The 24,360-nt window shown below is 36.1% G+C and carries 21 protein-coding genes and 1 other RNA gene; 6 read left to right on the forward strand and 16 right to left on the reverse strand.

The window, feature by feature from the left end:
• Positions 1–254: 254 nt before the first annotated feature.
• Positions 255–716, forward strand: coding sequence for a chemotaxis protein CheX (locus FEZ13_RS06755; RefSeq protein WP_146549155.1), 462 nt, complete (start codon positions 255–257; stop codon positions 714–716).
• Between the two features lie 208 nt (positions 717–924).
• On the opposite strand, the gene FEZ13_RS06760 is transcribed toward FEZ13_RS06755, so the two are convergent.
• Together FEZ13_RS06760 and FEZ13_RS06765 are read right to left on the reverse strand one after the other, a co-directional pair.
• Complete coding sequence (locus tag FEZ13_RS06760) at positions 925–1,857, reverse strand: ABC transporter permease (protein WP_146551965.1); 933 nt, start codon at positions 1,855–1,857, stop codon at positions 925–927.
• Positions 1,835–2,749, reverse strand: a complete 915-nt coding sequence (locus FEZ13_RS06765; RefSeq protein ID WP_255473067.1) for an ABC transporter ATP-binding protein — start codon at positions 2,747–2,749, stop codon at positions 1,835–1,837. Before FEZ13_RS06765 ends, FEZ13_RS06760 begins: the two co-directional genes overlap by 23 nt.
• A gap of 864 nt (positions 2,750–3,613) precedes the next feature.
• On the opposite strand from FEZ13_RS06765, the gene FEZ13_RS06770 reads away from it, so the two are divergent.
• From FEZ13_RS06770 to FEZ13_RS06780, 3 genes are all read left to right on the forward strand, one after another.
• Complete coding sequence (locus FEZ13_RS06770; RefSeq protein ID WP_146551967.1) at positions 3,614–3,736, forward strand: cytochrome c oxidase subunit 2A; 123 nt, start codon at positions 3,614–3,616, stop codon at positions 3,734–3,736.
• 23 nt (positions 3,737–3,759) lie between these two features.
• The gene (locus FEZ13_RS06775) at positions 3,760–4,242 is read left to right on the forward strand and encodes a cytochrome c oxidase subunit II (protein WP_146551968.1); all 483 of its coding nucleotides are present in this window, start codon (positions 3,760–3,762) and stop codon (positions 4,240–4,242) included.
• A 116-nt stretch (positions 4,243–4,358) separates the two neighbouring features.
• Positions 4,359–5,960: a b(o/a)3-type cytochrome-c oxidase subunit 1 gene (locus tag FEZ13_RS06780; RefSeq protein WP_255473139.1), complete on the forward strand. Its 1,602-nt coding sequence runs from the start codon at positions 4,359–4,361 to the stop codon at positions 5,958–5,960.
• A 104-nt stretch (positions 5,961–6,064) separates the two neighbouring features.
• Here the strand turns inward: FEZ13_RS06780 and FEZ13_RS06785 are convergent, their stop codons facing one another.
• From FEZ13_RS06785 to FEZ13_RS19460, 9 genes are all read right to left on the reverse strand, one after another.
• Entirely contained in the window at positions 6,065–7,966 is a 1,902-nt protein-coding gene (locus FEZ13_RS06785; RefSeq protein ID WP_146551970.1) for an ATP-dependent DNA helicase, read from the reverse strand.
• Positions 7,967–8,115: 149 nt separating this feature from the next.
• A complete protein-coding gene (locus FEZ13_RS06790) occupies positions 8,116–9,267 on the reverse strand; it encodes a THUMP domain-containing class I SAM-dependent RNA methyltransferase (RefSeq protein WP_146551971.1) in 1,152 nt (383 codons plus the stop codon).
• Positions 9,268–9,269: 2 nt separating this feature from the next.
• Entirely contained in the window at positions 9,270–11,006 is a 1,737-nt protein-coding gene (locus FEZ13_RS06795; RefSeq protein WP_146551972.1) for a putative bifunctional diguanylate cyclase/phosphodiesterase, read from the reverse strand.
• Between the two features lie 84 nt (positions 11,007–11,090).
• An RNA gene (gene rnpB, locus FEZ13_RS06800) (RNase P RNA component class B) lies at positions 11,091–11,476 on the reverse strand.
• A 114-nt stretch (positions 11,477–11,590) separates the two neighbouring features.
• The gene (gpsB, locus tag FEZ13_RS06805; protein WP_146549163.1) at positions 11,591–11,917 is read right to left on the reverse strand and encodes a cell division regulator GpsB; all 327 of its coding nucleotides are present in this window, start codon (positions 11,915–11,917) and stop codon (positions 11,591–11,593) included.
• 91 nt (positions 11,918–12,008) lie between these two features.
• Positions 12,009–13,274: a ribonuclease H-like domain-containing protein gene (locus tag FEZ13_RS06810; RefSeq protein ID WP_146551973.1), complete on the reverse strand. Its 1,266-nt coding sequence runs from the start codon at positions 13,272–13,274 to the stop codon at positions 12,009–12,011.
• Positions 13,275–15,557, reverse strand: a complete 2,283-nt coding sequence (locus tag FEZ13_RS06815) for a DEAD/DEAH box helicase (RefSeq protein WP_146551974.1) — start codon at positions 15,555–15,557, stop codon at positions 13,275–13,277.
• On the reverse strand, positions 15,547–15,912 hold the full coding sequence (locus tag FEZ13_RS06820; protein ID WP_146551975.1) for a YppE family protein: 366 nt from the start codon (positions 15,910–15,912) through the stop codon (positions 15,547–15,549). The genes FEZ13_RS06815 and FEZ13_RS06820 overlap by 11 nt, the downstream gene beginning before the upstream one ends.
• A 187-nt stretch (positions 15,913–16,099) precedes the next feature.
• Complete coding sequence (locus FEZ13_RS19460) at positions 16,100–16,276, reverse strand: hypothetical protein (RefSeq protein WP_186725810.1); 177 nt, start codon at positions 16,274–16,276, stop codon at positions 16,100–16,102.
• 182 nt (positions 16,277–16,458) lie between these two features.
• On the opposite strand from FEZ13_RS19460, the gene recU reads away from it, so the two are divergent.
• A complete protein-coding gene (recU, locus tag FEZ13_RS06825) occupies positions 16,459–17,064 on the forward strand; it encodes a Holliday junction resolvase RecU (RefSeq protein WP_146551976.1) in 606 nt (201 codons plus the stop codon).
• A 35-nt stretch (positions 17,065–17,099) separates the two neighbouring features.
• Positions 17,100–19,733, forward strand: a complete 2,634-nt coding sequence (locus FEZ13_RS06830) for a PBP1A family penicillin-binding protein (RefSeq protein WP_146551977.1) — start codon at positions 17,100–17,102, stop codon at positions 19,731–19,733.
• A 395-nt stretch (positions 19,734–20,128) separates the two neighbouring features.
• Here FEZ13_RS06830 and FEZ13_RS06835 read toward each other — a convergent pair whose 3' ends face one another.
• From FEZ13_RS06835 to FEZ13_RS06855, 5 genes are all read right to left on the reverse strand, one after another.
• Positions 20,129–20,476, reverse strand: coding sequence for a YpoC family protein (locus FEZ13_RS06835; protein ID WP_146551978.1), 348 nt, complete (start codon positions 20,474–20,476; stop codon positions 20,129–20,131).
• A complete protein-coding gene (gene nth, locus FEZ13_RS06840; RefSeq protein WP_146551979.1) occupies positions 20,473–21,132 on the reverse strand; it encodes an endonuclease III in 660 nt (219 codons plus the stop codon). The genes FEZ13_RS06835 and nth overlap by 4 nt, the downstream gene beginning before the upstream one ends.
• Before the next feature lie 14 nt (positions 21,133–21,146).
• The gene (locus FEZ13_RS06845) at positions 21,147–21,881 is read right to left on the reverse strand and encodes a DnaD domain-containing protein (RefSeq protein ID WP_146551980.1); all 735 of its coding nucleotides are present in this window, start codon (positions 21,879–21,881) and stop codon (positions 21,147–21,149) included.
• A gap of 114 nt (positions 21,882–21,995) precedes the next feature.
• Positions 21,996–23,291, reverse strand: a complete 1,296-nt coding sequence (gene asnS, locus FEZ13_RS06850) for an asparagine--tRNA ligase (RefSeq protein WP_146551981.1) — start codon at positions 23,289–23,291, stop codon at positions 21,996–21,998.
• Positions 23,292–23,777: 486 nt separating this feature from the next.
• Positions 23,778–24,260, reverse strand: coding sequence for a cell wall elongation regulator TseB-like domain-containing protein (locus FEZ13_RS06855; protein ID WP_146551982.1), 483 nt, complete (start codon positions 24,258–24,260; stop codon positions 23,778–23,780).
• Between the last annotated feature and the right edge of the window lie 100 nt (positions 24,261–24,360).

The following is a 24,360-nucleotide window of genomic DNA, read 5'->3' on the forward strand; positions in this document are numbered from 1 at the left end:
TGTGCGGTTATTTGATTTAAAACATATTTTCCTATTGCTCCATAAATCAATAATGTTGCACCTATAAATGCATATACCATCATTACCGCTCCTTTTTATAATGATTCTTATTTAAAATTATTTATTGAATATGAAAATCATTCTCATTGGTTGGTTTTATCATAATAAAAAATCAAAAGTTCGTCAAGGTTCGCTATTCAATTTTATTCAAGCGTGATATTATAATATAAAGGTCACACTTAAAGGAGATAAAAATGAGCACATCGACGCAAATACAAGCTATTTTGAATGGTACTATACTTTCGCTCAAAGCTGTTTTACCTAAAGAAGTTCATGTTTCATCTCCATCCATTACTTCAGACCCTTATGAACAGACAGAAATTGGTGTTTTAATCGGGATGGTTGGAGATATGAAGGGACGTATTATCATTGATTCAACTCCAACGACATTTAGTGCAATAGGTGAAGCAATGTATGGAATGCAACTTGATGGTGCAATGTTAGAATCTTTTACAGGTGAATTCGGGAATATGATCGCAGGAAATCTTTGTACATATGTAGCAGAACAAAATTTAGAACTTGATATTACACCACCAACTGTAATGGTTGGACACACAAAGCTTTTTGGCTTTAAGCATGCCTTCAAACTTCCTGTGATTGCGGATGGAATAGGTGATTTAACCATTTTGTTAACAATAGATCCCGTTGATGAATAACATATAACTCAAAAGAATGACTATAACAGGTGTGCTGATTAGAAATCAATCAAGACAAACTTGTGTGCTTACACACATCTGTGATTATAACAAAAAATAGAAGTCAACTATACTTTTGGTATGTTGACTTCTATTTTTCTGTTTAAAAACTTTTTCATATACAGTTTAGAAGCAAATACTCTTAAAAGTTGTTTTTCATTAATAATGATTATGCGGTTACATCACGTTTTATAAAGGTAACAAAGCTTGCCACTAAGAAAATAATAGCATAAATGGCTAATATGGTTAGAGAAAATGGCATGGTTAGTCCCTCTACGATAGAGTAATCTGATTCAAACTGGGTTAAATCTGTGTTAGCTATCCATAAATATTTTACAAATTCATATTTACTTAAAAACACAACAAGGCTTGATCCCATAAAGTTGATAAAAAGCGTAAGTCCAATTGCCAAAGAGCTAGAACGGAAGATACTGCCGATCATAAATGCGAAAATAACTGACATGAAAATTTCACCCATACTTAATAGATACATATAGAGGGAATGCGTGATAGGAGATGATTCTACAATTTTATTTCCTTCCATAACTAAATCTGTTCCGGAGGCAAAACCATACAAAATAATACCCATGATGAAATTTAACACCCATGAAAGGATTGCCATAAGGATAACAAAAATAAAAACCGTTAAAAGTTTGGATGTTAAGATTTTTGCTCGACTAATCGGTCTTGTTAAAAGCATTTTAATCGTTCCAGCAGAAAATTCGTTCGACACAATGCTTGCCCCAATAATCGTCCCAAAAAGACTAATCAAAGCTAATAAGAATGAACCATTATCCAAATACGCTTCTGCACTATCTGTTTCTATAGGAGGTTCATTATTCTTTAAACGATAGTTAGATATTTGAATAGAATCTTTTGCATCCTTTAATTCATCTTTTGTCAATCCACCTGCATCGATACTCTGTTGCTGCTCTTTTATAGACTGTTGTTCAACCGTTTTCCAATTTTCTGTTTCTAAATGATCCACCCATTTATAAATCCCAGCCACTGCAAATACTGCTAAGATCAACAGGATGAACATGACCCAAGTTCCTTTTTTGTTCCATAATTTCATCCACTCATTTTGCAGAAGTTTGAGCAATTTGTCCACCTCCTGTCAATTCTAAGAATTGATCTTCTAATGATTGATGATGTGGTTGCACAGCAAAGAGATCAATTCCTGCTGTTGTAAGATTAGTGATCAATTTTGGCACATCCTCTCGTTCGATTGAAACTAAATAACCTTTTGAAAATTTTTCAAATAGATAATTTTGTTCTTTTAATAATGGCTCACATGGTTGTCCCACTTCAATATAGTATGTTGATTGCTGTTCAACAGTCATTTCACGAATATCAATTAATTGTCCATTTTTAATAACCGCAATACGGTCACAGATCAATTCAATTTCCGCCAATAAGTGACTGGATATAAAAATAGAAACTCGTTCTTTTTGAGCAATTGTGCGGAGATGTTCCCTAAATTCACGAATACCAGCTGGATCAAGTCCATTTGTCGGTTCATCTAATATTAAAAATTGAGGGTGATGTAATAATGCTTGGGCAAGTCCTAATCGTTGTCTCATACCAAGTGAATACGTTGATACTTTTTCATTTATACGTTTTTCAAGCCCGACAAGATGAACGACTTCCGCTATTCTTTCCTTTGACACGTTTTTATGCATTCTAGCAAAATGAAGTAAGTTTTTATATCCTGACATATATTTATACATCTCAGGATTTTCAACAATGACCCCTACTTTACTAATGGCCTCTTCGAAATTTTCTTTCAACGAAATACCATCAATTAAAACTTCTCCACTTGTTGGTTTCATCAACCCAGTCATTAAACGAATAGTCGTTGTTTTTCCAGCTCCATTAGGTCCTAAAAAGCCCGTTATTTGACCAGGAAAAAGCTCAAGATTCAAATCTTTAATTATTTCTTTCCCTTTGATTGTCTTAGATAAATGTTTCAGTTCAACAATTGGTTTCATCAAATCATCCTTTGCTATCTCTTTTTCCCTTCGACATTTTCCTATTGATTCAAGTTGTGAAAGTTATAATCTCCTTTGCCCTATATTTAGAGAAATCTTTAAATTGAGATGTATATGTCCCATTAAATTCGAGAAGAACTCATCAATATTTGGTAAATATGCTATATCTATTGCACCTTAATGAGGAACCATTTGCCCATCTATTTCAATTTTTCCCTTAATTGGAATTTTAACATTTACCAACAAGCGGAGCAAGTCTATTTCCCACAGCCCCTTCCACAAGTAGGGTTTCTTCATTCCAAATAGTATTGTTGGATGGGTCAGGCTTTTACGAGGAAACAGGCACGTTGATGATCCAATTTTCTCCATAAAGTATTTATTCGCCCTTTGAGACAATTTATTCGCTCTCTCAAAGACTTTATTCGCTCTTTCCGCAGGACATTGGATTGTTTTTTTATCGAATATGTGCTACACAAAAGGAACGAGCAAGCCGCAGCGAAGATCTATATAAATGGTCCGAAAAATACAGGTTTTCTCAAAAATTACGCCACAGACAACCTGATTTTTGTCAAATCAACACGCGTGACGAGGAAATATCCCAATGTATCCCAATCTCTTCTCCTTCAACTCATTACTTAAGTCTCAAGTCAAAGAATCTTACTAACTGTTCATGTGGGATAAACTGAAAAATCAGTAATAACTTATAGGAATAAAATAGTATATGTATCTTCACTATTTTATCAATTCTTTTTCACACTTCATTCACATTTCACACAAGAAGTGTGATTTTTGTCACATCGAAAGCGTTTTATTTTATATATCATGAATTTAAGAAAGGAAGTTATAAGAATAAAGGAGAGGATCAATATGGGTAACAAAAATGAACCCGAAGAAAATCTAAAGGGCACGCTTTACCTCGTCACAGGATTAGGCATTGTGATCATAGCTTTTTGGGTTACATGCTTTGGTCTATTTCTTGATCGCTTTTAAACAGAAGGAAAGAAGGGAAAACTATGCATCTTCATAAGTATGAAAAATATTGGCTAACATTTGGTGTTGGATCCCTGATCGTATTTTTATTGATTACCGGTATAATGGCCTTTCATAATGGGAGTCACCCACCAAGTGCAAAGAACACTATCAATCATGAAAAAGTTGATGAAATCGCACCATTCAACAAACCGGGGGTACATAAAGTATCCGGTAAGGATTGGGACTATGAAGTAGTAGTAGTAGCTTCCGCTTTCTACTACAATCCACCTGAATTGAAAGTACCAGTAGGATCAAAAGTTAAATTTATTGCTACTTCTAAAGATGTTGTCCATGGTTTTGAAATTTCAGGAACTAACGTTAACATGATGCTAGAACCTGGTTATATTTCAGAATATACAACAACAGTGGATAAAGCTGGCGAATACTTAATCGTATGTAATGAGTATTGTGGTGCAGGTCATGCTCAAATGCATTCTATGCTTAAGGTGGTGGATAAAGAATGAGTCAAACAGTAATTGATCAATCTAATGTAAATGAAGAAAACGTAACTGTTTCAAGAAAAATAGCGAAGAAAACTACTGAATTATTAAAAGTAGATTCTAAAGATGCTAAACTTGCGATGGCACATATTTTTGTAGCGTTTATCGCCTTATTTTTAGGTGGTACTGCTGGTCTTTTACAAGTATTAGTTCGTTCAGGTCACTTTGAACTACCATGGGGAATTGGCTATTATCAAGTTTTAACCGTACATGGTGTGTTACTCGGCTTAATTTTAACAACATTCTTTATTATGGGCTTTCACATTGCAGGAGTTAGCCGTACATCCGGTACACTGTCTTCAAAACAAAGGCTGCTTTGTTGGATTGGTTTTTGGAGCATGACAATTGGTACCGCAATGGCAGCGGCTATGGTTCTCTTAAATGAGGCATCTGTTCTTTATACATTCTATGCTCCATTACAAGCACATTGGATTTTCTATGTTGGTTTAGCTCTTGTCGTTGTTGGATCTTGGATTGACGGACTCGGTCAATCATTGCGCTGGATACAATGGCGAAAAGAAAATCCACATCAAACATCACCATTGCTTTCATTTATGGTAGTTTGCAATAACTTAATGTGGTTTGTAGCTACTATAGGGCTTGCTATTGAAGTATTATTCCAATTGATTCCTTGGTCACTAGGTCTTGTTGATCGGGTTAATATTCTATTATCTCGTACGCTATTCTGGTCATTCGGTCATGCACTTGTTTACTTCTGGTTACTCCCTGCTTACATGGTTTGGTATGTAGTTGTTCCAAAAGTAATCGGAGGAAAAATATTCTCTGATGCACTAGCTCGACTTTCATTTATGTTATTTGTTATATTCTCAGTTCCAGTCGGACTTCATCACCAATTAACTGAACCAGGTATTGACGGTTCTTGGAAATTCTTACAAGTTGTTTTGACAATGATGGTTGTTATTCCATCTCTATTAACGGCATTCTCCTTGTTTGCCACATTTGAAATGCGCGGACGTGAATTAGGAGGTAAAGGTGTATTCGGTTGGTTGAAAAAATTACCTTGGGGTGACGCTCGTTTCTTTGCTCCGTTCATGGGTATGTTAATCTTCATTCCTGGTGGTGCTGGCGGTATCGTTAATGCATCTCACCAAATGAACCAATTAATTCACAATACCATTTGGGTAACAGGTCACTTCCATTTAACGGTTGCTACCGCTGTAGTGTTAACATTCTTCGGCGCATCTTATTGGTTGGTTCCTCACCTTACAGGACGTACTTTGACAAAACAATTGAACCGTCTTGGTATCATTCAAACGATTGTATGGGCTGTTGGTATGGTGATTATGTCTAGTTCAATGCACATCGAAGGTTTGTTGGGTGCCCCTCGTCGATCAGCATTCTCAGATTATGGTGGCGCTGAAATTGCAAAAACTTGGGCATCTTATCAAGTTGCGCAAGCTGTTGGTGGAACATTATTATTCATCGGGATTATCTTGTTCCTATATATCTTTGTAAAACTTTGCTGGTTTGCTCCTAAGGGTGAACAAGAATTCCCAATCGGAACTGTAGCACCACATGCACAAAAGACTCCAGCTTTCCTAGAAAACTTCAAAATCTGGATTGTCATTTTAGTAGCATTAATCTTAATAGCTTACACGTTCCCAATCTACGATATTATTCAAAATTCTCCGCTAGGTTCTATAGGTTATAAACTTTGGTAATCGCTAGCGATAATAAAAAATCCGCTTTCTCAGTAGAGAGAGCGGATTTTTTACTTTGTGAACCTCTTAATGGTTACTATCTCTAAACATTCACACATAAGGCTTCAATGATATTCATCAGCAGAAACTGCAAAAATTGGTTCTATTTGCGCTTTATAATGCACTTCTTCTTCATTTAATAAGATATGAATATCTCCATAATCATTGGATGTTCGAATTAGTCGTCCCATCCCCTGCTGCAAACGTAAGAGCATGAATGGAAGATCTACATCATCAAAAGCATCCTCTGCAAATTCCCGCTTTGCATCAAATAAAGGATCATTAGGTGGGAATGGCAAATCATAAATAATCACACGCGTTAATGTTTCTTCTGGCAAATCTAATCCTTCCCATAAATGATACGAACATAATACTTGGATTTTACCCTCTTGGAAATCGCGGATAATGGATGATAATTCTCGATCTCCTTCGAAGCCGATTTTAGTGGTCAAGCGTTCATCAATTTGCGACTTAAAGCCCTGCATTGCTTTTTTAGACTTAAAGAGTATGAGTGTTTGCTTTTCTTCTTCGAGTAAATCCTCAACTTTTTGAACTTTTTCTATTTGCTTTAAATGATGCAAAATGATTTTCATAACCTCTTCATAATCAAATGGTGATGATACTGAGAAAGACTGATAGTTTTGAATGCCTAAACTTCCCGCCATATAGCTGAAATCTTTATTGATTGATAGGGTTGCGGATGAAAAAACATATGGAATCCTTTTTGAAAATACTTTTTCTTCTAAGACCTCTGTGATAAGACGCGGCATAATCACTAGCGTTTCTTCTCCATCTGTTTCTTCCAACCAATCGACAGCGTCACCCTGCGCTATGAAAATCCGCATCGCAGCCTCATACTGTTCTAAAAACTCTTCCGCCATGCGTAATTCATATTCTGGAATAACGTATAATTCTGATTCAAATACAAATTCCTCTAGTAATATTTCAACAGTTTCAATAACCTTTTTCCCTAACTTTAACAGCAAAGCAGATTTTTTGATTCGTTTCCGATCTTCATCTGAATCAATAACATCTTCTCGTAACTGTTCAAAGAACAATTCATGACCATCTTGTAATTGTTCCATGGTGTACAATGTTTTTTCTCTTAAACCATCCACCATTAAATGATCAAGTAATTGTACAATCGTATAATCCTGAACTTTATAGGTCATTGCTTTTTGTGCCGCATACTCCAATAAGTGACCCTCGTCTAAGACAATCATCGATACCTCTGGAAGCAATGCTAATTGTCCCTCACGTATACGGGATTCTTTTGTAGAAATATGCTCCATTAAAAAGTCCTGCGAGCAAATGATGAGATCTGTTGATTCACGATAATGGGCACGGTGAAGCGTTTGCCCACAACGATTTCTTAAATTGCAGACTGAACATTGTTGAATGGAGTTGTAATTGACTAAGTTCCATTCTTCATCACTAATATTGGGATAATCACTGTGTTGACCATATAATTCTAAGGAACCTTGTCCAAATACGCCATCTGGAATTGTTTCTGCTATATCATCTAAAAATTCCCCATCAGCGAATTTTTCGGCTTCTTCATAACGCTTTAAACATAAATATTGATCACGTGATTTCGCTAGTCGAACATCAATCTTTAAATCTAGAAATTGTTGCAGTTTATAAATATCGCCCCCCTCTTTAACGAGCTGATCGATGAGTGCTTCATCTGCACATGCTATTAATGCAGGTTTTCCTGTATAACGAGCATACGCAATCGCTGGTAAAAGATATGCGATAGTTTTTCCTGTACCCACACCTGCTTCAGCAAAAAGGATGGATTTTTCTCGTAATACTTTTTCAATCTGATAGGCCATGAAAATTTGTTCATCACGACATTCTAGCCCTTTTTCAGGCAGTTCATCGTATAAAATATCGCCAATCCAGTCTCCCAATGAGTCAAAGAAAGACTTATCTTTGGATAAGGCAAATGGTATTGATTGTCTCATTCAAATTCCCCTCTTCTTGTACAGACAACGAAACGGAAGGGGTCACCCCCTCCCGTCTAAACATATTCAAAAAAACAGAGTCTATAATATTATAGACAAATATCCATCATTATAAAATATGATTTTAAAATTTTAAATAGTAATTTATTTTAGGATTCATCTTGTGTTTGTTTTGGTGTACGTTTTCCCCAGAATTGATAATAATCTGTTTTGATAAATCCATTAAATAGTTTGCGTTTTTTGGTTGCTTTTTTACCATACAGCGCTTCAAAGTTTTCCATGGAAGATAGCATATATACTGACCAAGATGGATATTGACTCATCACATGTCCCATGTCACGAATCATCTTCTCCAATACCTCTTTATCACCAATACGTTCTCCATACGGTGGATTACCGATCATTACGCCATCTGTCAGATGTGTAGTGAAATCTGTTACTTGCATTTGTTTCCAAGAAATTAAATCTGAGAATCCGGCTTCCCGAGCATTCGTTTTAGCGATTTCTACCATACGATGATCTATATCTGAACCAAAGATTTGGAGAGGTTGGTCATATTTCGCTACATCCTCTACTTCCAGACGTACTTCATCCCAAATTTTTTGTTTCATCCAAGGCCATTCTTCACTGATAAAATCACGATTATAACCGGGAGCTATGTTTTGTCCAATCATAGCCGCTTCCAATGCGATTGTCCCAGAACCGCAGAAAGGATCCACAAATGGTCGATTGGGATGCCATTTAGAAATATATACAAGGGCAGCAGCCAATGTTTCTTTTAACGGTGCTTCACCTTGATTAATTCGATATCCACGTTTATGCAATCCTGCACCACTTGTATCGATCGTCAGTGTCGCTTCATCCTTTAAAATAGAAACTTCAATTTTATATTTTGCACCTGTTTCCTCTAAAAAACCAAGTCGTTTATAATAATATTTCATTCGCTCTACAATAGCCTTTTTCGTAATGGCTTGACAATCTGGAACACTGAATAATTTTGATTTTACTGATTTTCCGGATACCGGAAATTCTGCATCCACTGGTAAGTACTTTTCCCATTCAATGGCTCTTACACCTTCGAATAATTGTTCAAATGTCTTTGCCGGAAATTTACCTACAACAATTTTTACCCGATCTGCTACACGTAGCCACAGATTTGTTTTCGCTATATCCTTTTCGTCACCTTCAAAATATACTTTGCCATTTTCGGTTCGCGTTGTATAGCCCAAAGCTTTTAACTCATCAGCGACAATGGATTCTAATCCCATCGCTGCGGTTGCCACCAATTGATAGTTTGTCATACTTATTTCCCTTCTAATTCTAATTCCCAGAATTCTAAGAATTCCATCAGCTTATTTAATGGGAGAGGTTTTGAATAATAATATCCTTGAATCATATCACAATCCAATTTATTGAGCAATTTGACTTGCTCCCGCTGCTCCACGCCCTCTGCAATCACCTTCATTTGTAAGCGGTGCGCCATTTGAATAATGGCATCAACAACTGCTTGTTTATCATTCAATGAACAAATCTGTTGAATAAAACTTCTGTCAATTTTCAAATAGTCTAATGGAAATTGTACTAAATAACTGAGTGATGAATAACCTGTCCCAAAATCATCAATTGATAGTTTGAATCCCATTTGTTTTAGCTTGATTAATTTCCGAATGGTTTCTCTTTCATTTTCCATAATAGTCCGTTCAGTTAATTCTAATTCAAATTGTCTTGCTGGTAAGTTATTTTGCTCTAATATTTGTTCTACTGAACGGATAAAGTTTCGCTGATGAAAATGGATACTAGAGATATTTATGGCAATCGGCATCGCTTTATACCCTTTGCTTGCCATTATTTGAGCATCTAAACAGGCACGTTCAATAATACATTCACTGATAGGGATGATCAGTCCCGTTTCTTCCGCATAGGGGATAAACTCCGCTGGTGAAACATTTCCGAGCTTGTCATTATTCCACCTTACAAGTGCTTCGACTCCAATGATTTGATATTTTTTTAGATCTACTTTTGGTTGGTAATAGAGTTCAAAACTGTTATTTTTAATAACCTTTCTTAACTCATTGTCCAAAAGTAACGCACGTTTAGCATCGGTCTTTAGCTCATCAAAATAAAATGTGAATTGATTTTTCCCATTTTCCTTTGCATAGTACATAGCTTTATCGGCTTTGCTCAACAAGATCTCCGTTTCATCGCCATCATGTGGATAGAGGCTGATCCCGATACTAGCAGAAATATATACTTTTTGATCTTCAATGAAGAATGGTTGCTCCAATAATTGAATGATCTTTTCTCCTAAATGTATAGCTTCACGAGGATGATGTATGTCCACAAATGTGATAACAAATTCATCGCCCCCATAACGAGCTAAAATATCCTTGTTTTTTAACAAGGTTTGAATTCGTTTCGTTACTTCTACTAATAACTGATCTCCAACTCCATGACCTAATGTGCTATTCACTTGTTTAAAACGATCTAAATCTATAAACAGGACCGCATGCTGATAATTATGATTTTTAGAAGAATTCAATAGAACATTCATACGCTCATTATAGGCAAAACGGTTTGAAATGCCAGTAACAGAATCTGTCATGGTACGCCTTTTGAGTTCACTTTCAACAATCTTTTCCTCTGACAAATCAGAAAATACTCCACAATATCCTAGAGTTTGATGATTACCATCGTGGATTCTAATGATTTTCAACCATTCTGGGTATATATCTCCTGTTTTTCTTCGATTCCAAATTTCACCTTGCCACTCACCATACTGATCAATATCTCTCCACATTTTCTTGTAAAACGCTATCCCATGAACTCCTGACCTTAGTACATCAGGTTTTCTCCCAACTACTTCCTCTTTTTTATATCCTGTAACAAATTCAAAAGCTGGATTTACATCAATAATACGGCTATTTAAGTCTGTAATCATTACCCCTTCTGAAATTGCTGCAAGAATCTTTGGTGTTATGTATTGACAATTATCGGTTATATTTTCCTTGTTAAGTATTTCTTGAAAATCTTTATTATCCATCGTATTTATCACCCCATTTCTAAAAGAAAAGCTCTCCAAAAAACTCTGGAGAGCTTGTCTAATCATGTTGAGCATCATTAAAAGATCATAAGCCATGTTTTGTGCCCAAGTACTATAACGGCTTTCGCCTCGTACAATTGGGTAGTAATCATCTATCTACAAAAGTTTTATACTTTTGTCTCTCCATCCATTCATTTCCTTCAGGAGAGCGCCCCTACCATAATTTGGGTTGCTCACTCGCGGGGTTTACCTCGTTCCACCTGATACGTTTCCGTAACAGCTTCGTCACTGTGGCACTTTCAGAGAGTTTCAACCATATCCATATGGACTTAGGCCTTCCTCTCGCCGTCAGCTATCAAACTGCCTTAGCTTATTTATTCACTAAGCACGAACACTACGGTCATCTCAGAACCGTGCGAGCATGGACTTTCCTCAACAATGCTTAAGCATTGCAGCGATTACTCGTTCTTTCATGATGATAGGACAATTATATGCCTAATAATTACTAAATTCAAGAGTTTTATACTCTTTTATAGTGGCATGTGAGAAAAGTGTGAAGTCGTCAAAGAACTTAAAACTATATGCTAATCATAAAGTTTATCGCCAAATACATGTTTTTCTAAGTTGGCAATGCGCTTTAAAATATCAAAGTTTGTGTTGCCAGTATAAGCTGGAGAAGTCAATTGACGTCTTGATTCTTGCGATGATGTTTGAGATTGAGCAAGCTTCAATTCATTTTTTAAAACATCTATTTCTTGTTGTTTTTCTGCTAATGCTTTCTCAAAACTTTCATAATCCTGGATGATAATATCTAAAAATTGGTCTACCTCATCTTGGCTATAGCCTCTAATTCCCGTTTTAAAATCTTTATCTAAGATCGTTTTTGCTGATAATTTAATGTCCATATCCATCTTCCTTCCATATAAACGTAGGTTTTATAATTATACCACATTTCACATAAAACTACCGTACTCTCTTCCAATGTTTAGCAAATCCCTCTTGCTATTTCCCCGGAAATAATCGTTTTTTTTCATTGCGAATCTTTCTCTTTTCAATTTCTCTTAATTTTTTAGATTTCAAATCAGGTTTCCACAATGCACTATTTTTTACCAGTTGATAAGCTTGGTGAGTATAATAAATGGCTTGCTCATAATTTTGATGACGATGTTCATCGATTTTAGCTAATTCAATCAGAGCAATGATTTGCTGTCGTTCATCAATGAAAGAAATCGCATTTTTAAACGACTGATAGGCCTGCTCAAAAGATTGCTGTTTCTTTTGTTGAAATGCCAAATGATAATAAGCATAACCTGTTTCACTGTTATTATATTGCTTTGTCACATTTTTTAATAGTTCTCTGCTTTTTTCAGTATCAGATAAATCGCCATACCATTTTCCAATGTTCGTATAAGTTGTGGCGGATTCTTCTTGTATACCTTCACATAGTAATTTGGTTGCTTGTATATAAAGCGTTATTAATGACAATAGATCATATTCGTTATGCTCTAATACTTTTAGTAATGACTCTGGATCACCATTTTTTACAGCATCTAAATAAATGACAGGAGCAAGATAACCAGGGATATCACCCTTTCGATGGAAACCTAACTTTTCTTCTTCCACCTGTGATAGTTTCATCCGAGATAAATCATTTTTCCAGATCCTTTTGGAACCATGAAGTAAATCAATTTGCTTTTGTTCTGGTAGTTTCGGTAAATCTTTTCTATGCAGAGTAAAACGTGTTTGTAATTGTGGCCAATCAAAACTTTTTCCATTATAGGTGACAATTGTTTTATGTTCTTGCCACAATTTTGATTCCCATAAAAAGGCCACTTCATGGCTTGGGTCTGCTAATACATATTGCTTTAAAACAAACCTATTATGATCTCGATCGGCTTCTAAAATACCATTTAAAAAGATCTGTGTTCCTACACCCTTTAATCCGGTCGTTTCCGTATCGTAAAAAACTAAATTCTTATCATCTGTTAACGCTAACGGATGCTTTTGATCTGTACACTTCCATAATTGAAATGCATGATAAAGTTCGCCCAATTGAAAATTACCATGTTGATAATGAAATGAATAATGCTTTTCCAGTAAAAATACTACACCAAAATCGTTATCGATCCTTTTCAACCCAGCTTCTTCCCATTGGTCTGCATATATTGGCACATTAGGTTTTTTAAATATTGTTTTTGATGGCTGCTCTGTTTTAGGCGCTTTTTTAAGCATTTTTTTCATTTGAAGAATTTTATTTTCATATGACATTTAATCATCCAACTCTGTTAATAATATTGATTTTAAGAAAGTTAAAACTTGTCTTTTTCCTTCGCCATTTAAATCTTGTGCACCAATACATGAAGGGCATCCGTTTTGACACGGGCAACTTGCAACATGATTGTACACGTGTTGAAGTAGATCCTCCCATAAATCATAAACACGTTCGCTTAAGCCTATGCCACCTGGATAGCGGTCATATACAAAAAAGGTTGACTTTTCTGAGTGAGCCGCTTTTACTTGTGGCACAACATGAACATCACTCCGATCACTTTGAATGAATAATGGTATAAAACTGTTCATGGCATAAGCAACTCCTGTCATAGCCCCTGTTAAATCATCTTCTTGCCAATTTTCTGGCTGGTCAAAAGACAGCCAAGTACCACTTGTATGTAGTTCTTCGGGTGGTAAATGAATAGGTCCACTGCCTATATTATCATGCGTTCCAAAGCGGATTTTTTTAAAAACCGTTGCGGTTGCTAATGTCATAATATCTCCGAATGCGACTTCTGCATGTCCTATTTGCCTACTTTTATCTTCACTAATAACTTTCAGCTCTACGGCTAAATTTGCATCTGTAAAATAATCTACATCAACTTCACGAACATATGCCTTTTTTTCTTCCCAATCTAGCTTTTCAACTTGAAACTGAGTCCCTTGGTGTAAATAGATCGCTTCTTCGTGAAGTAATGTTAGTGCACTATAACGATCCATTTCCCCGATAACTTTTGTTTGAGCGGGAATAGATTGATCAATAATTACAACATTTTCTTGAGAAGCCGACCGAAGACTTATATCATGTGCTGGAAAGCTATCACTCATCCAATGCCATTTATCAGAGGTTTTGATGAGTACACCTTCTTCTTGTAAATATTCTAACAAATCTTGTATGTCAAATTCGCCATACGTATCATCTGTTGTGAATGGTAATTCAAAAGCGGCGCATTTTAAATGATCCATTAGAATTAACATATTCTCCGGATACACTCTTGCTTCTTCAGGTGAACTTTCAAAAAGATATTGTGGATGCTTAATAATATATTGATCTAACGCAGTAGATTGTGCAACATAAATGACTAGAGCATCATCCTGTCTTCTACCAGCTCGTCCTGCCTGTTGCCATGCGCTCGCAATATTACCTGGATACCCTGTCATGATACATGCTTGTAATTGTCCAATATCTACACCTAATTCTAATGCATTGGTCGAAACGACGCATTGTATGGTACCGTCTCTTAAACCTTTTTCAATGGCACGCCGTTCAGACGGTAAATATCCTCCACGATACCCACGAATTGTTTCATCCTGAATTTTCTTCACTGTCAAGGACTTCATATAAGTGACAAGCATTTCTACTCTTACTCTGCTTTTAGCAAAAATAATTGTTTGGATTCTCGAATTATATAATTCTCTTGCCAAATCGCGTACTTCTAATATGGCACTTCTTCTCACGCCAAAAGTCGGGTGGATTATTGGTGGATTGTAAAACAAAAATGTTTTCTTTCCAGTTGGTGCGCCATTTTGAGCGATTAATTGGTGCTCTGTATTGGTTAGATCTTCTGCCAATTCTTTTGGGTTTTTTATCGTAGCCGATGTACAGATAAAAACAGGATGGCTTCCATAAAAATGACATATTCTTAAAAGGCGTCTAAGTACATGTGCCACATGTGAACCAAATACCCCTTTATATGTATGCAATTCATCTATGACAATATACTGTAAATTTTCAAATAGTGAAACCCATTTTGTGTGATGTGGCAATATTCCTGAATGCAGCATATCCGGGTTCGTCATCACTATATGCCCCGCTTTACGAACCTTTTGTCGGATCCCAGGTGCAGTATCCCCATCATATGTATAGCTTAAAATTTCTTCACCACTCTCTTCGATCAACTTATTTAAATCACTTTTTTGATCTTGAGCCAGTGCCTTGGTTGGAAACAAATATAATGCTCTTGATGCTCTGTTCTCCAAAATTGCCTGTAAAACGGGCAAATGATAGCATAGTGATTTACCTGATGCAGTAGGTGTGACCGCAGTAAAAGACTGACCATTCATCGCATATTCAAACGCTTCTCTCTGATGGGAGTATAGTTGATAAATCCCTCTCTTTTGTAAAGCTTTTTTAAGAGAAGGATGCAGTCTGGCAGGAAAATCAACTAATTTTGCCTCTTTAGCAGGTAGTGTATGAACGTATTTAATCCGGTCTTGCATTTCTGGATTGGCTTGCCATTCTTCTAGTATTTCTTCGATGGTTTTCTTTTTACTGATCATCTGAATCATCCTTTTGTAAAATACGTTGCAAATTTTCTAAAGTATATGTAACAGATTGAATCGATTGATATAATCGTTTTTTACTTGTTTTCTGATAAAAGGATTGCACGATCAATTGATCCATTGCATCTACAGCATTTTGAATTTGGATTTTATGTATATATTTTGGTTTTTCTTGATCAATCCAAATATCCACTTCACTTTTCCAAGCTAACAGTTTTTCATGGTATAAATTAGCATGTGGCTTTACATCGGCAAAAAAATCTGGAGATGTGTTGGTTTCTCTCATTTTTAAAAATCGTTGCCAACATTCTTTGCATTCATCTAATAATTCCTCTGTTAATGCTTGCAGCATTGTACACACCTCCAAATAAAACTTCTCTCAGTGGAGATTTTCTCCATCCCTCACTGTGAGTTAGGGGAACTCAGGTTAAAAGCGCCACGTCCTGTGGCAACACCTGAGTGATCAACATCTTGCCCGTCCGAACCAATCGGGCAACTTGTTTCTATTATTATAGTGTATCAAAAAAGACATCTTTTCACTACTTTAAAGCGAACAAATATTCTTTTTGCTGTTCGATCAACTCAAGGCGGTTTGCAACATCAGTCATATTCTTTTCAAGCGTCTTGCTAAACATTTCCTCTTCATGGTTCACTCTGTTTTGTATAAGTTCATCCACCATTTCAATTAAAATAATTAGCTTGGTTATTTTTTGCATGTTCATCGCCTCCTGCTGATACTTTTCAATATCTAAATAACAAATCCTTTGAGGTGGACAAAACAAGTGCATATTCGACGATAATAGTTTTATTTTTCAACTCTTTCTCATGAATTTCTCATCAATTACCATCCGTGGTTTATGGTATCATAGAGGCAGATGAGGTGAGATGAGGTGCTTTTATGACGATTCGCTATCCAAATGGGAAAAAATATACACCTGTACCCAAAACAGATGAGAAACTTCCCAAAAAGAAAGATTTATCTTACAGTAATCGTGGGAAAACTCTTGAAGAAGAAATAGACGAAACAAATGAATTTTACCTACAAAGAAATATTGCAGTGATTCATAAGAAACCTGTTCCTATACAAATCGTCAAAGTAGAATATCCATCAAGAAGTGCTGCAGTTATACGCGAAGCATATTTTCGAACACCATCAACAACCGACTATAATGGTGTTTACAATGGTCACTACATCGATTTTGACGCAAAAGAAACAGAAAGCAAAACAGCTTTTCCATTGAAAAATGTCCACCCACACCAAGTCTCCCATATGGAGTCTTCAGCAAAACAAAAAGGCATCTGCTTTTTGTTGGTGCGTTTTTCTTCCTTAGAGCGCTATTTTGTAGTACCTTTAGAAATGCTGTTACTAGCATGGAGTCGTATGCTAAATGGCGGAAGAAAATCAATTCCTCTAGGGGAATTTGAGGAACAAGCTATAGAAATTCAACTTAGCTATTTTCCAAGATTAGATTATTTAAAAGCAATCACACAATTGCTACCATAACTTGATCGTAGTTATGAGAAAGTGAGGAGAATGTTGTGGATCAACAAATAAATTCTCGAAAACAACGAAAGCAACTAGAAGAACAGCAACGAAGAAAAAAACATGCAAAGAAGAAAAAAACAAAAAACCCCAAGGAACCAAACCGTTCTTGGCTTAAAAAAACCATCATCGCTATTTTAGCGATTGGTATAGCAATATTTGTAATTGGTGCTTCTGTTTTTGCATTTTATGCAGCACAGGCTCCTAAATTGGATGAAGAATTATTAAAAGATCCCGTATCATCAAAATTTTATGATGCTAACGGCAAAGTTTTTTACACAATGGGCGATCAGGAACGCGAACATGTAGCATATGAAGATATTCCGGCAAGTATGCGAGATGCTATTATTGCGACAGAAGATTCTCGTTTCTTCCAACATCATGGAATCGACTTTGTTCGTTTAGGCGGAGCAGTATTAGCCAATTTTCGTTTTGGTTTTGGTGCACAAGGTGGTAGTACGCTAACGCAACAGGTGATTAAAAACTCTTTTTTAAATAATGACAAAACATTAAAACGTAAAGCGCAAGAAGCTTACCTAGCCATACAATTAGAACGTGAGTATTCAAAAGAAGAAATTTTCGAAATGTACTTCAATAAGGTGTTAATGTCTGGTCGGATCTATGGTTTTGGAACTGCAGCAAAATTCTTTTATGGAAAAGATTTAAAAGAGTTAACCCTAGCAGAACAAGCTCTTTTAGCAGGTATGCCACAAGCGCCTAATGCCTATAATCCATTTAAAAATCCAGATCGTGCAGAAAAACGTCGTAATATTGTTTTAGATCTAATGTATCAACATAAAAAAATTACAAAAGAACAAATGGAAGCCGCTAAAAAAGTTGATGTCAAAAAAGGTCTTCTACCTGAAAGTAAAAGACAAACTGCCAATGCATCAAAATATGATGCATTTATAGATGTCGTGTTAAAAGAATTAGATGAAAATGGCGATGAAAAAGCATTAGAAGATGGTGTCAATGTATATACAACATTAGATACATCCGCTCAAAAAATCGTTGAAAAAACAATGAATAATGATGCAAACTTCCCGACAAAGGATATACAAGCTGGTCTGTCTGTGATCGATACAGAAACTGGCGCGATTGTTGCGGTAGGTGGTGGACGTGATTATGGCCCAGAACGTGGATTTAACTATGCAGAGGCTCTTACAAAACGTCAACCTGGTTCTACAATGAAACCTTTAATGGATTACGGTCCTGCTATTGAAAATCTAAAATGGTCTACGGGTAAAACAATTGTAGATGAGCCAATAACTTATAGTGGAACAGATCAACAAATCAATAACTTTGATCATCAATATAAAGGGACTATTACGATTCGACAAGCATTATATAATTCACGTAATATTCCTGCTGTCAAAACATTTAGAGAAGTTGGTGCTGCTAAAGCAAAAGCATTTGTTAAAAATCTAGGGGTAAATGCAAATAACGTTACAGAATCAGATGCTATTGGTGGTGGTAAGATCAATCTATCTCCAATTGAAATGGCAGGTGCATATGCTGCATTCGGAAATAATGGTATCTACACTAAACCACATGCGATTAAAAAAATCGTCTATCGTGATGGTAAAACGGCTAAATCATATACACCAGACCCAGTACCAGCAATGAGCGATTATACAGCTTATATGGTGACAGATATGTTGCGAGATGTCGTAAGTTCTAAGTATGGTGCATCTGGTACAGCCGCAGGAATTGCAGGATTGGATGTTGCCGGTAAAACTGGGACAACAAACTATAATTCAGACGAGTTTAGTAAATGGGGACTCCCTGAAACTTCTGTTCCTGATTCATGGTTTGCTGGATACACATCAAAATATTCAATCGCTGTTTGGAGCGGTTATACAAATTATAAAGATCCAATTACAACCAGTGCAGAACGAGTTCTTCCACAGCAATTGTTTAGAATTGTCATGTCACAAATTTCGGCAAATGTCCAAACGCCTGATTTTAAACAACCTAATTCCGTTGTGAGAGTTGGCGGTGAACTATACGTGAAGGGTCAACAACCAGCTGAACCGACAACTAAAGAAGATACGAAAGAAGAAGATACGAAACTAAATGCTCCATCTGGTTTAAAAGCAACGTATGATGCTAATTCAAATTCAATCAATTTGTCTTGGTCACACGAGGCAAACGGCGAAGAAGCTACTAGTTTCAAAGTTTCTGTATCTGTCGATGGCGGAGGTTCACAGGCTTTGACAGAGACATCTTCAAAATCTTATACGTATAGTGGTGCAGAAGATGGCAAAACTTATGTATTCTCTGTTGTCGCAGTTGCTGGCGACAAGACGAGTAGCGCTGCAACAACGTCTATTCAAATACAAGCTTCGGAACCCAAACCTGATGTAACAGATCCAGATCAGACGGAAACGCCGACAAACCCTGATGAGACGGAAACGCCAAATACACCGTCTGAAGGAGATAACCAAGATAATACGAATACAAATCAGAATGATCAAAATGACCAAACAGATCAACAAACAGAAAACAATCCGGATACAAATCAACAAAATAATCAATCCAATACGGGAAATGCGAACCGAAGAAATAAGGCGAATCTCAATAGCGTGAATAAAAATAGCACACCCGATCAGACAATTAATCAACAATAATCATCGTTTTAAGATGATTTGGGCTGACGACAAAAAGGGATAGCAACCTTTTGTTGTCAGCCCTTTTTAATCATTTGCTCTAACCTGTTATACCTTAATCCGTTCATAATAATTGTGATGGAACACTGAGTGAAAGTGGCACTTCAATATGGCAAAGAGCAAGAATTTAGTGTATCGAATCACTCCGTGTTTTCAGAAAACGTTTTAGATTTTGTCCTATAAGTTGTTTGATGATTGCTTGCCCTTTAGAGAGCCTCATTCATTGTATAAGTCTAACGTTTTTTCTGCTAAAGGAACTTATTGGATAGATTTAGAAAAAACAAAAAGGTACGAATGCTGTTTAATCACCATTCATACCTTTTTAGAGTTTTTATTTTGAAAAGGGCTTATACCCCTTAATGTTTTAAGCGCAATCTTGCACATCTTTTTTTAGTTTCGATAAATAATTCATCCAACTGCCTATAGCATGCGTATTGGCCCGGACGAGATTTAATAAATGACAATCTTTCCATTGCATTGATTGGTAAAATTTCGTATTCTTCGTTTTCCGATAATACATCTTGCGTACCCGATGCGTCCAAAACGAAAGATTCATATAGCTGAATCGCTTTTAACATTATTTCTTTTGCATTGCCATCTCTAACTGAATGTGATTGGTGAATACCTTGTCGAAGCATTTCCCATTTCTTCATCCATTCATCTACAAGTTCCTTTGTAATGGCTTCTTTCTTGCATGCGATCATCTGTTTACAAGACCCTTCTTTGCCCTTTTTTGGCCTTCCCTGCATAAGTCAAATAAGGAACATTCTTTGCAATTAGGATTTTGTGCCTTGCAATGATAACGTCCAAAGAATATAAGTTGATGATGTGTTTTTGCCCATTTTTCTTTTGGTGTCTTTCTCATAACAGTTTGTTCTACTTCCAAAACACTATCTTTCCATTTACAGAGTCCTAATCGCTTCGTCACCCGTTCTACATGTGTATCGACCGCTAACGCAGGTTGTCCAAACGCAACAGACAATACGACATTGGCGGTTTTACGCCCTACACCAGGTAAAGTTACTAGTTCCTCACGTGAATCTGGAATAACCCCATTATATTCATCTAGTAAACGTTGACAAAGCTTTTGAATATTTTTGGCTTTGCCCCTATACAATCCGATTGAGCGTATATCTTGTTCTAATTCTTCTAGCGGAACCGCTAAATAATCCTCTGGCTTCTTATATTTTTTAAATAATGTAGCAGTTACCTTGTTGACTAATACATCTGTGCATTGTGCTGAAAGCAAAGTAGCAATCGTTAATTCAAATGGATTATCATGTACAAGCTCACAATGTGCATCTGGGAACATTTCTTCCATTTTTTCCAAACAATATTGCCATTGCTTGATAGTTAGCATGTCGAATCCCCCTTTCACTTATGACGATCTAACCAGTTATAAAAAGGGACATTACTTGTCGGAGAACTTTGATCAGTCTCTTTTTTCATAGGCTGATGATCCGTATTTTTTGGGATAATATTTTTTCGGAAGTTATGACTCAATTTTTCCGCGTCTTCTGGCGTTTTGACATTATTTTTTTTCCATTCAAATAAAATACGGTCAATGTAACGAAGACTCAACTTTTGCGATAAAACAGCTTCCTTTAACGCTCTACGAATAACTTCAGGAGTATGTCCATCTTGGTCAAGCCACATGGAAATCATTTCGGTTTCCATAGGTGATAAAAAACGGCCGAATTCTTGTTCAAATAATTGGAATAATTGTCCTTCTTTTATTTTTTCCATTTCTTTTTTATCATTCTCTTTTTTGACAAGAACACAATCAAGAAGTCTATTCCATAATGGCAGTAAACTGATAACTTCATATAGAACGCCTTTATCATCCAATTTTTGATGAATTTCCATAAATCCTTTTTGCATAAGCCTTTGCATATTTGTAGAAATCATATTTTCTGTCATACTCATACGTTGCGCAATATTAGCAGGCGTGGGAAATTCATTTCCCTCCTCATGAAATGCGTTCAAATGCATAATTAGCATAGCTTCCGCATCTGAGATTTGTAACTCTTTATAAAACTGAAAAAAAAGCTGAGAAATACTGACACTTCCCCGCTCAAGCCAAGTTTGGAGCCGCTCTGTTTCATTCATATTACCATCGAACTCCTCTTTTATTTATAAATTGAACAAGAAGAATCACCTAAGCGTTCCTTCTTGCCATTTGTCATCTTTTTGAAAGCTATATAGTGCATCAAGATTGTAGGATTATGGATAAATACGATTGAGCAAACGTGGGAATGGAATCGTTTCTCGAACGTGTTCGGCACCTGTAATCCAAGCAACTGTACGTTCTAGTCCTAAACCGAAGCCTGAATGCGGTACCGAACCATATTTACGTAAATCTAAATACCATGCATAAGCTTCTTCATCCAATCCATATTCTGCAATACGTTGTTTTAATAAATCATAATCCCATATACGTTCAGAACCACCGATAATTTCCCCGTAGCCTTCTGGTGCGATTAAGTCTGCACATAGGACGACATCATCACGGTCAGGGTGTGGTTGCATATAAAATGGTTTGATCCCTACTGGATAACATGTGATAAATACTGGTTTGTCAAAATGTTCGGCAATAGCCGTTTCATGTGGAGCCCCGAAATCTTCTCCCCACTTGATATCATCAAAACCTTTTTCATGCAATAACTCGATGGCATCATCATAAGAAATACGTGGGAATGGAACTTGTACTTTTTCAAGTTTAGAGATGTCACGACCTAATCTTTCTAATTCCAGTTTACAGTTGTTAAGTACAGACTGAACAATATAGGAAACATATTGCTCTTGAATTTTAAGAGATTCATCATGTTCAACGAAAGCCATCTCCGGTTCAATCATCCAGAACTCGATTAAATGACGGCGAGTTTTAGATTTTTCAGCACGGAATGTCGGACCAAATGAAAATACTTTTCCAAATGCCATCGCTGCCGCTTCCATATACAACTGACCTGATTGAGAAAGATAAGCATCTTGATCGAAGTATTTTGTATGGAATAATTCAGATGTTCCTTCAGGAGCCGAGCCCGTTAGGATGGGGGGATCGACTTTTGTAAATCCATGATTATTGAAAAATTCATAGGTAGCGCGAATAATTTCATTACGAATTTTCATATTCGCATGTTGTTTTTTAGAACGTAACCATAAATGACGATGATCCATTAAAAATTCTACACCATGCTCTTTTGGTGTAATTGGATAATCATGAGATTCAGCAATCACTTCAATTTCTTTTACTTGTAGTTCATAACCGAATGATGAACGAGTATCTTCCGTTACTTCACCGATAATATAAAGTGAAGTTTCTTGATGAATTGATTTTGCCAAAGCAAAAATTTCTTCAGAAACATTTGCTTTTACGACTACACCTTGTACGAATCCTGTTCCATCACGTAATTGTAAAAATGCGATTTTACCACTTGAGCGTTTGTTCGCAAGCCAAGCGCCTATTTTTACAGTTTCACCGACATGTTTAGGCATGTCTTGAATTGTAATTTTGTTCATGTTAACCTCCAGTATTTCAAACATTCATTAGGAAATATTCCTAATTCCTAATAATGTGTATTCGAGTTTTTCGCAATGAGATTCTATACTGCCTTTATAAAATCAACATAAGAGAGTATCAATCTTTACAATTGATCAAATTTGATGCTTTTAAAAAAGTCACTTTTATGTTTCTTTTTTGGTTACAATGGTATCTTAAGTTTCAGCGAGTCCTATAAGGGAAACTTCACACAGTAGTTTTTACTCTCCTACCGCATGTTCATTCAACCAATCGGGCTTTATAGGTAGGCAAAAGACTACCACTTGTCCTCCTAGTTTTCACCTTGAGGCTTGCAAGATAAAGACGTCCATGCGAAATCCTTGTAGCAACATCATTCTATATACAATGAGAATCACTTACCTTTATTATATACAAGTTTTGTCTAATTTTCGTGTGAAATGATTTGGATGTTTGATTCAACAGGGACACAGGCATATGGGCAAATCTTATAAATTTAAAATACGCTTCCACCATTGACCGTTTTCAAACATGATATATACATAATTCAGTTTATCTTGTTTATTCAAATAGGTTATTTCCCATACAACGCCTGGTTTTTCTACTCCAAGCCTAGTGTGTAGAATTTCCTTCACATCACCTTTTTTAGCTGCTTCTGCAATGGCTTCTTTTTTAGAAATGCCATCCTTTAAAAAGACTTCTGTTGGTTTCTCTTCACGATTATTTTGCGGCATAAAAATAGCCTTCTTCTTTCCATTGCTATCTTTTCCAATTACCGTTACATATGTTTTTTTACTTTGATATACATAAGTATCTGTCACTTTACTTAGTTGTTGATTATGTAACACCGCTGCTTTGGCCGTTTTTTCTGAATTGTGAAACGGTGCATATGATTTCCATCCAACTATAACAACTAATGATAGAGCTAGTATTGGTAAAAAGATAGAGAAGAACTTAATCCAATTTTTCATTATATCACCTTATATTTTATTTATCCTTTATATCGAGAAATCACATGATATGAAGGAGATTATCTTTATAACAAGATAGCATAGCTTTAGCTATCATCCT

The sequence above is a fragment of the Rummeliibacillus sp. SL167 genome (assembly GCF_007896505.1).
GTDB lineage: Bacteria > Bacillota > Bacilli > Bacillales_A > Planococcaceae > Rummeliibacillus > Rummeliibacillus suwonensis.

Bases quoted from the DNA above. Each gene is read 5' to 3' on its own strand.
- FEZ13_RS06755 (WP_146549155.1), top strand. From the start codon at position 255: ATGAGCACATCGACGCAAATACAAGCTATTTTGAATGGTACTATACTT.
- FEZ13_RS06770 (WP_146551967.1), top strand. From the start codon at position 3,614: ATGGGTAACAAAAATGAACCCGAAGAAAATCTAAAGGGCACGCTTTAC.
- FEZ13_RS06775 (WP_146551968.1), top strand. From the start codon at position 3,760: ATGCATCTTCATAAGTATGAAAAATATTGGCTAACATTTGGTGTTGGA.
- FEZ13_RS06780 (WP_255473139.1), top strand. From the start codon at position 4,359: ATGGCACATATTTTTGTAGCGTTTATCGCCTTATTTTTAGGTGGTACT.
- FEZ13_RS06785 (WP_146551970.1), bottom strand. From the start codon at position 7,966: ATGAGACAATCAATACCATTTGCCTTATCCAAAGATAAGTCTTTCTTT.
- FEZ13_RS06790 (WP_146551971.1), bottom strand. From the start codon at position 9,267: ATGACAAACTATCAATTGGTGGCAACCGCAGCGATGGGATTAGAATCC.
- FEZ13_RS06795 (WP_146551972.1), bottom strand. From the start codon at position 11,006: ATGGATAATAAAGATTTTCAAGAAATACTTAACAAGGAAAATATAACC.
- gpsB (WP_146549163.1), bottom strand. From the start codon at position 11,917: ATGGATATGGACATTAAATTATCAGCAAAAACGATCTTAGATAAAGAT.
- FEZ13_RS06810 (WP_146551973.1), bottom strand. From the start codon at position 13,274: ATGTCATATGAAAATAAAATTCTTCAAATGAAAAAAATGCTTAAAAAA.
- FEZ13_RS06815 (WP_146551974.1), bottom strand. From the start codon at position 15,557: ATGATCAGTAAAAAGAAAACCATCGAAGAAATACTAGAAGAATGGCAA.
- FEZ13_RS06820 (WP_146551975.1), bottom strand. From the start codon at position 15,912: ATGCTGCAAGCATTAACAGAGGAATTATTAGATGAATGCAAAGAATGT.
- FEZ13_RS19460 (WP_186725810.1), bottom strand. From the start codon at position 16,276: ATGCAAAAAATAACCAAGCTAATTATTTTAATTGAAATGGTGGATGAA.
- recU (WP_146551976.1), top strand. From the start codon at position 16,459: ATGACGATTCGCTATCCAAATGGGAAAAAATATACACCTGTACCCAAA.
- FEZ13_RS06835 (WP_146551978.1), bottom strand. From the start codon at position 20,476: ATGATCGCATGCAAGAAAGAAGCCATTACAAAGGAACTTGTAGATGAA.
- nth (WP_146551979.1), bottom strand. From the start codon at position 21,132: ATGCTAACTATCAAGCAATGGCAATATTGTTTGGAAAAAATGGAAGAA.
- FEZ13_RS06845 (WP_146551980.1), bottom strand. From the start codon at position 21,881: ATGAATGAAACAGAGCGGCTCCAAACTTGGCTTGAGCGGGGAAGTGTC.
- asnS (WP_146551981.1), bottom strand. From the start codon at position 23,291: ATGAACAAAATTACAATTCAAGACATGCCTAAACATGTCGGTGAAACT.
- FEZ13_RS06855 (WP_146551982.1), bottom strand. From the start codon at position 24,260: ATGAAAAATTGGATTAAGTTCTTCTCTATCTTTTTACCAATACTAGCT.